The organism is Fusibacter sp., assembly GCF_057447755.1.
In genome coordinates, this window is the sequence record NZ_JBVBZF010000089.1 from 1 (window position 1) to 12,495 (window position 12,495).

Annotated in this window: 10 protein-coding genes; all 10 read left to right on the top strand. The window is 38.6% G+C overall.

All coding sequences use genetic code 11. The features are described 5' to 3' along the window. Nucleotides 1-115: 115 nt before the first annotated feature. The 10 genes from AC220I_RS11500 (at nt 116) to AC220I_RS11545 (ending at nt 12,310) form a co-directional block, all read left to right on the top strand. Nucleotides 116-1,258 (top strand): SPFH domain-containing protein, encoded by a 1,143-nt coding sequence (locus AC220I_RS11500; protein WP_486723977.1) that lies wholly within the window; start codon nt 116-118, stop codon nt 1,256-1,258. A gap of 9 nt (nt 1,259-1,267) precedes the next feature. Beyond that, nucleotides 1,268-2,491, top strand: a complete 1,224-nt coding sequence (locus tag AC220I_RS11505; protein WP_486723978.1) for a TFIIB-type zinc ribbon-containing protein — start codon at nt 1,268-1,270, stop codon at nt 2,489-2,491. A 50-nt stretch (nt 2,492-2,541) separates the two neighbouring features. Beyond that, a complete protein-coding gene (locus AC220I_RS11510) occupies nt 2,542-3,735 on the top strand; it encodes a sensor histidine kinase (RefSeq protein ID WP_486723979.1) in 1,194 nt (397 codons plus the stop codon). Continuing rightward, entirely contained in the window at nt 3,728-4,363 is a 636-nt protein-coding gene (locus AC220I_RS11515; RefSeq protein WP_486723980.1) for a response regulator, read from the top strand. The genes AC220I_RS11510 and AC220I_RS11515 overlap by 8 nt, the downstream gene beginning before the upstream one ends. A 133-nt stretch (nt 4,364-4,496) precedes the next feature. Then, nucleotides 4,497-5,516 (top strand): hypothetical protein, encoded by a 1,020-nt coding sequence (locus AC220I_RS11520; protein ID WP_486723981.1) that lies wholly within the window; start codon nt 4,497-4,499, stop codon nt 5,514-5,516. Nucleotides 5,517-5,531: 15 nt separating this feature from the next. Next, entirely contained in the window at nt 5,532-6,467 is a 936-nt protein-coding gene (locus tag AC220I_RS11525) for an ABC transporter ATP-binding protein (RefSeq protein ID WP_486723982.1), read from the top strand. Between the two features lie 10 nt (nt 6,468-6,477). Continuing rightward, the gene (locus tag AC220I_RS11530; RefSeq protein ID WP_486723983.1) at nt 6,478-7,803 is read left to right on the top strand and encodes an ABC transporter permease; all 1,326 of its coding nucleotides are present in this window, start codon (nt 6,478-6,480) and stop codon (nt 7,801-7,803) included. Then, nucleotides 7,796-8,938: an ABC transporter permease gene (locus tag AC220I_RS11535; RefSeq protein WP_486723984.1), complete on the top strand. Its 1,143-nt coding sequence runs from the start codon at nt 7,796-7,798 to the stop codon at nt 8,936-8,938. The genes AC220I_RS11530 and AC220I_RS11535 overlap by 8 nt, the downstream gene beginning before the upstream one ends. Before the next feature lie 91 nt (nt 8,939-9,029). After that, complete coding sequence (locus AC220I_RS11540) at nt 9,030-9,428, top strand: secondary thiamine-phosphate synthase enzyme YjbQ (protein WP_486723985.1); 399 nt, start codon at nt 9,030-9,032, stop codon at nt 9,426-9,428. A 158-nt stretch (nt 9,429-9,586) separates the two neighbouring features. Next, on the top strand, nt 9,587-12,310 hold the full coding sequence (locus AC220I_RS11545; RefSeq protein ID WP_486723986.1) for a sigma-54-dependent transcriptional regulator: 2,724 nt from the start codon (nt 9,587-9,589) through the stop codon (nt 12,308-12,310). The last annotated feature ends 185 nt before the right edge of the window (nt 12,311-12,495 follow it).

Here is a 12,495-nt window from a genome sequence, read left to right on the forward strand (position 1 = left end):
ACAAAGATGAGTTAACATTTAAGACTCTGTTTATAGAAATGTAATCTCTGTAATGGTAAAATATAATATAAGAATCTTAAGGCGCTAAAAAAATAGATGATAAAGGAGTAATTTAATGGGATTATTTAATTTTTTAAAGGGTGAATTTTTAGAGGTTATCCATTGGGAAGACACTTCACAAGATACTATGGTTTATAAATTTCCGATGGTGGATAAGCAACAGATTAAAGAAGGTGCACAGTTAATTGTCAGACCTTCACAGGTGGCGATTTTTGTTTATGAAGGTCAAATCGCTGATGTCTATGAGCCGGGAAAATATGAATTACATACTGAGACAATGCCTATTTTCACATCACTTTCAAATTGGAAGTTTAGATTTGAAAATCATTTTAAGACAGATGTTTACTTTGTAAATACCAAGCAGTTCACCAATCAAAAGTGGGGGACTATCAATCCGATTATGATGCGAGATGCTGATTTCGGAATCTTGAGACTGAGAGGGTTTGGTGTATATTCCTTCAGAGTGAATGATGCGGTAACTTTTTTAAAGGAAGTCTTTGGTTCCAACAAATTCTTTACAGTGGATCAAATTAACGAGCATTTAAAAAGCTTGATTGTATCAAGTGTTTCTGATGTGATTGCAGAGGCGAAAATACCTGCTATGGACCTAGCGACACAATACGATGAAATTGGTCAGCTTGCCATGGCAAGAATTACAGATCGATTCGGTGTCTACGGTCTTATCATTTCAGATTTCGCAGTGGAGAATTTATCACTTCCTGAGTCAGTTGAAAAGGCAATAGATAAACGCACTGAAATGGGTGCACTTGGCGATTTGAATCAGTACATGAAGTTCCAAACAGCTGAAGCTATCAGAGATGCAGCTCAAAACACCGGCGGTGGTCTTGCGAGTATGGGTGCCGGTATGGGTGCAGGTGCAGGGATTGGCAAGGTAATGGCAGATGCCATGGCTTCTCCGAATCCATCAGCCTCTCATGTGCAGGAATCTCAGGCTGAAATGATGGACTGTGTAAGCTGTGGCGCAAAGAACAGAAAGGGTGCTAAGTTCTGTTCTGAATGCGGTTACAGTTTTATCAAAAAATGCATTTCATGTGGTCATGAAATTGATCCTAATGCAAAATTCTGTATGGAGTGTGGTGCAAGTCAAGTGGTAGAAAATAAGTGCCCACATTGTGATGAAAAGATTGATCCAGATGCAAAATTCTGTCCGCATTGTGGTCAATCTACTAAAGCCTAGGAGTTTGATATGTCTGAAAAAAGAAATGAAGAGCAGGTGCAACAAAGTCTCGATGTAGAAAATATTCAAAATCTAGACATAGACGATGATGAGGTTTTAGAGTCGGCGGAGACACACTTCGAGAACTCTCTTGTGACTTCTTGTCCATCCTGTGCAGGAAATATGGTTTTTAATCCCCAGGGTGGCAATTTAAAATGTCCTTATTGTGGTACGGAAAAAGAAATAATATCAGATAATAAAGAAATAGAAGAAAGGTGCTTTGAAACGGCCTTGACTGAGGGTGTCAGAACTTGGAATGATGACGATATCAAGAGCTTTTCTTGTAAAAGTTGTGGTGCAGAGCTCATCTTTGATGCACATACACAGGCTCAGTTCTGTAATTATTGCGGTTCATCACATATTACATTTCAAGAAGCTGAAAATACAATTCCCCCCCAGTATTTGGTGCCTTTCTCAGTGACAGAGAAAGATGCTGGAAACCATTTTAAAGAGTGGATTACCAAACGATGGTTTGCGCCAAATGACCTAAAAAATGCTTACAAGAACAATAAGCTGCTTGGCACTTATATTCCACATTGGACCTATGATTCCAATACCTATTCCTATTATACGGCACAACGTGGCGATTATTACTACGTTACACGTACCAGGACCGTCAATGGTAAAACGGAAACCTACCAAGAGCGCAGGACAAGGTGGACACCTGTCAGTGGTGACTATAGTCGATTCTTTGATGATGTGCTCATACGCGCTTCCAAGAAAGTTGATGACCGGATGATCAATAAAATTCAACCCTTTGCTTTAGATGCGTTGGTGGGCTATAAACCTGAATACTTGTCCGGTTTTTTTGCGGAGCGTTACAGTGTCTCCTTGGAAGAAGGTTGGGAAGATGGTAAAGATGAAATCAATCAGAACCTTGAAGTGGAAATTACTCAAAGGATCGGTGGTGACACCGTAAGATTTCTAAATATCCAAACACAGTATAATGACGTCACTTTTAAACATATACTGCTGCCGGTTTGGCTATCTAGTTTTAACTATCATGATAAAGTATTCCAGTTTATGATTAACGGGCAATCTGGCAAAGTTATCGGTGAATACCCAAAGAGTGCCATTAAAATTATCCTGGCAGTGCTTGCGACCCTGATTTTACTAGGGGCGATTGCAGCCTTTGTAATGCACTCAGGAGACCAGACCGTGGTGAATCATTTATCTCAAACCTATTTAGGCTAGGGCATTAAAAATAAGTTAACTGTGAAAATGATGATGAAATGGAGGCGCCTATGCGAAAAAGAATATTGATTTCGAGAGCCTTATTAGGGGTCTTACTTTCTGTAATCGCACTCTATTTTGAGAAAGCATCTGGGATGCGATATCTCTATCTGGCGCTTTTGCTAATAGGTACTTTATCGGTTTCACTTGCTGGACACCTTAAAGGTTCAAAATGGCTTTATGTCATAGAGTGCCTATTCGTATTTGGCCTAAATTATTTGACGCGGTTCAACTTGAACTTGGTTTTTGTGAGTTTTTATATAATGATCATCATCTACGCTTTTCAAAGCATTAAGCGGGAAGATGGTCTTAAGATTGGTTATCTTAGTATGGGGCTTCTCGGTTTGAACTTTTATATGATATTGCCATACGGTTATAATTATGAAGTAATAGCTGAAATGGTGTTTCTGGAAATTATGATGGCCTTGATTATTACGAGTGTTTACTATTCAAAGCTTTACCAAGAGGAAAAAGAGAAAGTTGTTAAACTCCTTATGGAAAATGACCAGAGAAGTAAAATGCTTAAAGAGGCCTTTGATAAGGCTAAAGAGCAAAATGAAGCCCTTGAAGCGTCACAAACGGAGGTCATAAGACTAAGCAGAGTAGCTGAACGTGCTGAAGTTGCAAGTGCCTTGCATGATACGCTTGGTCACGAATTGACGGGCTTGATCATGCAGAACGAAATGCTCAATATGCAGTATAAGGATCCACTTGCAAAAGAAGCAGCAGACCATGCGCGTGAGATTTTAAGGCTGACGAGGCAAACCGTAGAGACCTTGCAGTCAAGTACAAGTGATACTTTTACCATGACAAAGCTAAAGCAAAAGGTAGATGATTTTTCCAAACAATCTGGGATCAAAATCAATTTTGAGTTTGAAGTCAATCTTGATTTGTTTAAGGAACAATATCGTCAAATGGTGTATAGAACAGTTCTTGAAGCCCTTACCAATACTGCAAAACATTCAAATGCTTCAGAAATATGGCTGGTGCTAACCAAGCTCAAATCAAATGAATATCTATTAAAAATTATTGACAATGGCAGGTTAAAAGATAAAAATCAAAGTGAATCTGCTTTCAAAGAGGGGAATGGTCTAAAGTTTATCAGGACTCGAGTAGAGAGTCTCGGGGGCTCGGCCTTTTTTGCCTATGATGTTGAAACTGGATTCGAAGTAAGCGTTAAGTTTGATGGAGGCCTATATGATTAAAATTGCCATAGTGGATGACCAAAGTTGGATTATAAATGGCTTATCAATGATGATCAATATGCAAGAAGATATGGCTGTTATATGGACAGCTGATAATGGAAAAGAAGCGGTATTAAAGACCACAGCCGATCAGCCAGATTTGATATTAATGGATATCAGGATGCCTTCTATGAATGGTGTTGAAGCTACAAAATGGATCAGGAAAGAGCACCCAGATATCAAAGTTCTTGTACTGACGACCTTCAATGAGGACGCCTACATCTTTGAAACTTTAAAAGCTGGCGCAAGTGGTTATTTATTAAAGGATGCCCCTCCTGAAACGCTTTTAGAAGCCATTCGTGAAGCCATCAAGGGGGGGACCATAATTGAGCCAAGCGTTGCCTCAAAGGTCGTTCAGAATATTGCTGTGGTGGATGAAGCTGTGCAAAATAAAATTCGCGAGACGCTGACATCAAGAGAGCTTGAAATCGCTCAGATGATTTCACAGGGACTGAGCAATAAGGAAATCAGCACCCTCTTATTTTTATCTGAAGGGACCATTAAAAACCATCTCACAAGTGTCTTAGAAAAATTGGATTTAAGAGATAGGACCCAGCTGGCCATATTAATGATTAAAAATCAAATTTAGATGAAAACCATGACTTTTGTCATGGTCTTTTTTTGTTTTTTATGACAAAAGTCTCGTGCGATTTGCCTTAAAATGCAATAGACTTAAAGTAAGCCACAACACATATAGATTACATATCATGAGGAGGTTACAAATGTTTTCTAAAAAAGTCATGAAAAATTTTAATAAAGTTATGGTTTTCATCATATTAGCCTTATCCTTGACAGGGTGCTATGGAAAGGCAGATTATGAAGCTTATAAAGAGGCACTTGTTAAAACAGACACCATTCAAAGGGGAAGACACGCCATTGAAGTCACATCAGACCAAACCTTTTCTGCACAGTTTATGAACTCGCCCGATTATAATAAGCTTAAGGGCTTCGAAAGCGTCAAATACAAGCTTTCAGGTCAGTTTGACTATACGCAAGAGATGGCAATCTATGACCTTTATGTGTTTTATGACAACCTGGGAACAGATCTTAGCTATTATCGTTTGTCTCAAAGAGACCAATATATCAAATTGCCAATGTTTAAAGATTATCTAAGGCTTCAAGGCAATCGAGATGATTATAATTCTGAAAACACCTCAAACATGAGCGATGCAAATCCTATGGGGACACTTGTTGAAGCCATGGATGAGGAATGGCGAAAAATAATTCAAAAGGATAATGTTTTTGTGGGTGAAAAAACCACCATTAAAAATGAAGACGGTGATGTTAAAGCCACGCGATTCACAATAAAACCCACGACACAAGATTTAAGAATCATTGCTGAGAAAGTAAAAGGCCTTCTCCTTGAACACCAAGATGAGCTTGCAGGGGTTTTAGGTAATTACAGTCATAATATAGGGGGCAATAAGGGGGCGATCACGGATCCATCTGAGAGTGAAGTCTTTGATGGCGAGGAACTGGGTCAAATGATTGAAACCATAATGGATAACATGACCATTTCACAATTTGAAGAAGTTGCATATGTTGACCTTGATGGCTACATCGTCGAAGAAACAATTACCTTGACGATTAAATACAATGAATCAGATTTTCCGTTTGAATCTCAAAAGATCACAATAAGAACTCAAAATTGGGACATAGAACAAGCTCAAAAAATGGCTTTCCCTATAATAGATGAAACCAACAGCAAGCCAATGGAGACTTTTGATTTTAAGATTCAATAATATGGAGGTAATAAAATGATGTTAGAAGTTAAGTCACTAAAGAAAAATTATGGTGAGTTTACAGCGGTGGATGGCATATCGCTTCATATAAATAAAGGTGAAGTGGTTGGCCTTCTTGGTCCAAATGGTGCTGGAAAGTCTACAACCATATCTATGATAGCGACGCTTTTTAAACCCAATTATGGCGAGATATTGTTTGATGGGATTGATGTTGTTAAAAATCCCAAGGCCATTCAACCCTACATTGGATATGTACCACAGGAAATTGCCCTATATGAAACCCTTACAGGATATGAAAATTTAAAGTATTTTGGTGGCTTGTATGGTTTAAAAGGCAAAAAGCTCAAAGAACAGATCGATAGAATTTCAGAAATCATTGGCATTGCAGATCGATTAAAAGATAGGGTAGATACTTATTCAGGTGGTATGAAAAGACGAATCAACATTGGGGTTGGATTATTGCATAACCCTAAACTGGTGATTATGGATGAGCCAACAGTCGGTATTGATCCGCAATCCAGAAACCATATTTTAGAAACGGTTAAAAGGCTTAAAGAAGAAGGCATAAGTGTGCTCTATACCAGTCATTATATGGAAGAAGTTGAAGCAATTTGTGAGCGAATTTATATAATGGATCATGGAAAAATAATTGCAAGTGGTAGTCAAGAAGCCCTCTTAGACCAATCTCAAATCCAAAGCGGCATGAATTTAAAATTTGAAAAACCAGTTGCGGATATAATTGATGACATCAAAGCAGTCAATTGGGTGACTCAAGTAAAGGTTCTAAATCCTCATGAGGTCTCTATTTTATCCAGTGGTAATGGGAACAGTCATAAAGATATTTTAAAAGCGATCATGGCAATGGATTTAGGGCTTGTTTCCTTTGAAGTTCAAAAGCCAGATTTAGAACAGGTTTTTCTGCATATGACAGGCAGAGGCCTTAGAGACTAGGAGGCACGGTATGATCTTAAAATTATTGAAAAAAGACATCGCAGTGCTCATGTCAGACCGTAAAAGCTTGATTGTATTTATATTAATGCCAATTATTTTAACCACAATTCTGAGTTTTTCCCTTAAGGGGAGCTTTCAGGAGAGTGGCAAATTTGAGCCTGTAAAAGTAGGGCTTGTTATACAATATGATACTGAAAAAGAGACGGCACAATTCCTTGACAAGGTTTCTCAGTATTTTAATCCTGAAGTTTTTATTGAAGAGATGGATTTTGAGACACTCTTCTTTAATGACTTTTTAAACCATCAGGCGGTTAAAGCTATAATGAAAAGCGAGATTATGACAGAAGAGGAAGCGGAAAGGGCCATGTTAAGTGATGAGATCGTGGCAGTCTTTTATTTGCCTAAGGGATTTATATACAATCAGCTCATCAACTTTTCAATGCCCTACCGAAATGAGATTGAAATTAAAATGTTGTCTAATCCAGACTATGGTTATTCAGCTCAAATTGCAGAATCTGTCATGAAGGGCTATTTTGAGACCTTAAGCTCAAAAGTTATTCAAAAGAATGCCTTTATTGAAATTGCGACGCCGTATTTGGACCAGAAAGAAATTTATGCGCGCCTTCAAGACATAATGGCAGTAGAAGATCAAAATGGAGAATCATCTCAAGTAGAAACAATGCCTAAGATTGAGCTAGAAAGTATTAATGGTGAAAAGCCAATTGACAGTTTTACTTACTATAGTATTGCCATGATGTCAATGTTCATACTCTACGCTTCAGGTTATGTTGGAAGAGAACTTCTCAGGGAGAAAAAAATGCTGACGCTTAACCGAAGTGCTGTTGCTGGTATCACAAGGCTTAAAGTACTGATGAGCAAATATTTGATGACCTTGATTTTATGTGCTATTCAGATGAGTTTTTTACTCATCTTTGCAAAGCTTGTTTTAAGGGTTCAGTGGGATAGGCCACTGGTGATGATGCTTGGTATTTTTTTCAGTGCAATCGCAGTAAGTGGTGTTGGTATATTTGTAAGTGCCATTACCTTGACTCAGGATTCATTTAAAGTGGCAAATATTTTTGAAAATGTGCTGATTCATATTTTTGCCTTATTGGGTGGAAGCTACATTCCCCTAGAGGTGCTTCCAAAAGCTGTAGGTCGTCTTAAAATATTTGCACCAAATGGTGTGGTGCTCGATCTATTCTTGGGAATTTTTAAAGGTGTGGCATTAAAGGCACTTGTACCTCAGTTCCTTATGCTGACCATTATTAGCATACTATTCTCGACAATTTCAATTTGGATTGTTAAGAAAAAGGAGGCAGGCGATTATGCTTAGGTTAAAGCTTAGACTGTTAAAAGATAATATTACACTCTATGCCATTATGATTATGATGAGTCTTTTACTTGCAGGCATCCTTGGCAATGCTTTTGGTGGCGATTATAAAGGACTTCTACTAGTTGAAGATGTTTCAGGCAGTGTTGAAAATGCAGATATAATTCATGCACTTGAGCAAGAAGATAGTTTTAACATCAAGCTGGTTTCACATCAAGAGGGCATAGATCAAGTTGCGAAAAGACAAGCCCTCATGTTGATTGTATTGAAAGATGTGCCTAAGATCATAGAACTCAAACCCAGTGTTGAGCGCTATCAAGTAGAACGACTACTGGCATCTGAAATGCAATCCCAGGCTGAGCTGAACTCGTATTCGGATAAGGTCTATCAAGTGATTTCTCAGAATGCGGATACAAAGGTCTCTAGGGATGACCTTATAAATATCATTAAAAACACAGTGAGGGACCAAACTCAAACCAAAAAAGTTTTCAACTTGAATCGCCAAACCTTCAAATCGGACCCCCTAAGCAATTATGATCCTAAAATTCATTATACTGTGGGGATGACATTATTCTTTGTGACTTATTCTTTGATGTTCACCGTGGGCGATTATTTAGAGGACAGAAGGCTCCATACTCTAGATAGAATGAAAGTGTCGCCAGTGTCAAGATTTCAATTGTTGCTGTCTAATATATTGCCAGCATTTTTGATCGGTTCATTACAAATTGCGATCATGATCTTGTCAGGTAAATTTTTGTTTGGCATAAGGTGGGGAAGCCAGTTTGGCATGATTATTTTAGTGAGTATGGTTTATATCTTTACGATGACCTCATTGAGCTTTTTTATTGTGAGTATGGTAAAAAATATGTCTCAGCTCGGGGCAATATCACCAGTGATATTGACTGGTATGGGAATGCTGGGTGGTTGTATGTGGCCCCTTGAAATTATTCAGTCAAAAACCTTAATTTTTCTTTCGACTGTAACCCCACATCGTTGGGCTATAAGCGGTATAGAATCCTTAATGATCAATGGCCACACTTCAAGTGAGACCACAAAAGCCGTGATCATATTATTGATAATGGGGGCAGTTTATATGGTTTTAGCTGAACGCATGCTTGCATATAAAAATAAGGGATGACGCGTTGGGATTAATTCAAATAAATAAGTGATTAAAGCCTTTAAAAATACCGTATAAATAGAATAACAAAGGTATTTAGGAGGTGCGGCATATGTTTGAATCTATTGAAATTAAAACGAGCGAAAAAAATGAAATGATCGACATTATGGATAAAATCAAAAAAGTAGTAGAAGATAGTGGTATTATGCATGGTATCATCGTGGTATATGTACCACACTCCACAGCGGGTGTAACTGTGAATAAAAACTATGACCCAGTGGTTCAAGAAGATATCATAAATAGAATGAATGAACTCGTTCCAAGAGATGGACATTATCAGCATATTGAAGGAAACTCAGCTGCCCATATTAAAGCCTCCATTTTCGGCAGTTCGGTTACATTGATCCTAAGTAACGGACACATAGAACTTGGCATGTTCCAATCTGTTTTCTTCTGCGAATTTGATGGCCCACGTAAACGCAAGTTCCTTGTTAAAGTTATGGAAGGATAATCAACATTATCATAAAGGTCTTAAGACCTTAAATAAAGTTTCATCTGTGATATTGCCAGCCAAGTGCTGGCTTTTTTTAGTTAAGAAGATTTGAATTGTAAACGGGAGTTCGATATAATTGAGAAAAGACAAATGGGAGTAAAGGAAGTCTGTCAAATATGAAAAAAGTGGACAAAATCTATGACTATATTAAAGCACATCAATCAGAAGGGGTAACAGCCTCGCAAGTAGCGGATATCCTTGACCTAGATCGAACCAATGCCAGTCGTTATCTGAACCAGCTTTGCCAAGAGGGGAAAGTTGTGAAATTGACAGGTCGTCCTGTAAGATATGTCCTCAGGGGTTCGGAAGAGGTGCAAGCCGTTAAAGTGGACCAAGGCGATCCTGTCAAAAAAAATAATTTAAAGGGAAATCTGCCTGAGCGCAAGTTCTCATTAGACATGCTGATTGGGGCGAGCAAGAGTCTAAATGTGCCGATTCAGCAGGCTAAAGCAGCCATTCTTTATCCGCCAAGAGGATTACATACCCTAATACTGGGCGAAACAGGCGTTGGTAAATCAATGTTTGCTGAACTCATGTACCAATTTGCCAAGGAAGCAAATATGCTAAAGGAAGATGCGCCTTTTGTGAGATTTAACTGTGCAGATTATGGTGAAAATCCCCAACTGCTTATGGCACAGATTTTCGGTGTAAAAAAAGGGGCCTATACTGGCGCAGAGAAAGATCGTGATGGTCTTCTCAAGAAGGCGGACCACGGTATTTTGTTCTTGGATGAAGTACATCGCTTGTCAAATCAGGGGCAAGAAATGTTGTTCACCTTTATAGATAAAGGACACTTTAGCAGGCTTGGTGATAGTGAGGAGAGACAGTCAGCTGACGTTCAAATTATTGCTGCCACAACTGAAGACCCCGACTCTTCACTTTTAAAAACCTTTACACGAAGAATTCCAATGACAATAAAACTCCCACCCCTTAATGAGCGAGGCCTTAAAGATCGCTATAAGTTAATAGAGACCTTTATAAAAGAAGAATCTAAAAGGTTATCCAAGAGTATTTACATTAACCGTAATGCCCTTGAATCCATGTTATTATACGAATGTCCAAGTAATATTGGTCAGCTTAAAAGTGATATCCAGCTCTCTTGCGCAAAGGCTTTTCTCAATTTTAAGTCACAGCGCAAAAATTATATCCTAATTGAGCAATCTGATTTACCACAGCCAGTTAGAAGGGGTGCCATGAAAATAAAAGAGCACCGCCAAGAGCTTGAGAAGCTGTTGAAGCACCAAGAGGACATCTATAAGTTTTATTTCGATGAGGATGAGACATATCTCAATGAGGAAACGCTTCATGAACCCTATTTCTATGAGCGTATTGAGAGTCGTTTAGAGGATTTAAGAGCAGAGGGGAAATCAGAATCAGAAATCACTCAAATCATGAGTTTGGACATTGAAAAACATTTTCAAAAATATATCGTTGAAATTCCAGACCAGTATAAAAAAGAAGAGATAACCAAGGTGGTTGACAAGGAAATTGTGGACATCACAGGAGAAATCCTGACTTATGCACAGGAGCGTCTTAACAAGGTCTATGACGAGAAGATATACTTTGGTTTGGCGCTACACCTTCAGGGGAGCATTGAGCGGATTAGAAGTCATCAGCCAATATATCATCCTAAGCTCAATGTGATTCGTGTGAATTACCCAGATGAGTTTGTTGTGGCAATGGAAATTGCAAAGAAGATTGATCAAACCTTTGCCATAGAAACGCCACTCGATGAAATTGGGTATCTGGCCATGTTCCTTGCTTCAAATCCCTATGCACTTGAGGGTGAGGCGGAGGATCTGGTAGGTGTATTGCTGATTATGCATGGCAACTCAACGGCGACCAGTATGGCACAGGTGGTGAATGATCTTGTGGGAACATCACATTGTGAAGCCCTGGACATGCCGCTTTCAATGCGACCGGAATCAATGTATGATTTGGCAAAATCTAAGATTGAGAAAATCAATAAGGGCAGAGGCGTATTGATTTTAGTGGATATGGGTTCTCTTGTCAGTTTTGGGGATATGATTTATGAAGAAACGGGCATCTTGACGAAAACCATCGATAGGGCAAGTACGCCAACAGTTCTAGATGCTTGTAGAAAGGCAGTCCTAGGGCGGGATTTGATTGAGATCTACAAGTCCAGTCTTGAGCTTGGAGGTAAAACACTGCCTGAGCGAAAGCACCCAAAAAAGCCCTTAATTATCACAGCATGTTTCACGGGTGAAGGTGCTAGTGAAAGGCTAAAAAACATCATACAAGAGAGATTGAAACTTGACAGTGTTTACCAACTTGTAAGTCTCAACCTCTTAAATAGAAGAGAATTTGTCAGTATGATTGATTATTATAAGGATGCTTACGATGTACTTGCCATTGTGGGTACAGTGGAGATTGAAGTAGATGACATTCCTTATATTTCTGCAGTGGAACTGCTTTCTGGCGATGGATTAGACCAACTGTCAAAGATCGTAGAGCGAGAAGATTTGTTTTATAAAATTGAGCAATCTTTAGGGGCGCACATTAAGGCTGTGAACAGTGCTACACTTTTACACCAAGTAAGACACTTTATTGAGTCCTGTGAAAAAGCACTTAAGGTTCAAATTGATCAAGAGGTCAAAATCGGCATAGCCCTTCACCTCAGTTTTTTAGTGGATAATTTGATTCAAAAAATACAGACCAAACCCAAAGCGGACCTTGAAGCGTTTATGTCTCAATATTCACTTGAAATGGAATTAATGCACAAGGCTCTTATGACGCTTGAACAGACTTATGAAATTAGGTTTTCGGACAGTGATAAGGCCTATCTTTTAAAAATGTTTATGGAAAATAGTGAGTTGTAACAATGATAAAACAAAATGAGCCCATTTGCGGAGGCTCATTTTGTTTTAAGAATCCATCGCCTTCTTTGACGACATATTCACTTGCAAAAGTCGCTGTCATGGAACCTAATACAAGTAGAGATATTATTATCGCCACCATTATTTTTCTCATAATTTTACGCCTATAGATTTAATATTTTGGGATA